The 405-nt window shown below is 59.3% G+C and carries 1 protein-coding gene; it reads left to right on the top strand.

The window, feature by feature from the left end:
* Positions 1 to 136 precede the first annotated feature (136 nt).
* Positions 137 to 405: AbrB family transcriptional regulator (locus M3629_RS28140; RefSeq protein ID WP_251512199.1), on the top strand; the 269-nt coding region annotated here is incomplete at its 3' end.

The following is a 405-nucleotide window of genomic DNA, read 5'->3' as shown; positions in this document are numbered from 1 at the left end:
AATATGGTCTGAGTCAGAAAAAGGGCGACGAATAATCCCGCCAGGCCGGCGACTCACGTCGCCGGCCTCCCGGCCTGCAAAGCGGGCCAAACCTGTATATACTGGTTTTTTAATCCTTTTTCCGGGGTGGTGCATCTTGGCGTCGCGTCGCGCGATCGGGCACTGGCTGATATTGCTGCTGCTCTCTGTTCTCTTTTCCTCGCTGCTGTTACGAATACACCTGCCGGCAGCGCTGCTGCTGGGGCCGCTGATCGCCGGTCTCATTTTGAGCCTGCGCGGGGTGAAGTTGAGCATCCCTCGCCCCTGTTATCTGGCGGCGCAGGCCATCGTCGGCTGCATGATCGCCCGGGCGATTAATCCCTCTGTTTTTGGCGTGCTATTCAACAACTGGGCGCTGGTGCTGGC

The organism is Paenibacillus polysaccharolyticus, from assembly GCF_023714295.1.
Classification (GTDB): Bacteria; Bacillota; Bacilli; order Paenibacillales; family Paenibacillaceae; genus Paenibacillus; species Paenibacillus polysaccharolyticus_A.
The sequence above is the reverse complement of the archived record's forward strand: the minus strand, read 5'-3'. Positions and strand labels throughout refer to the sequence as shown.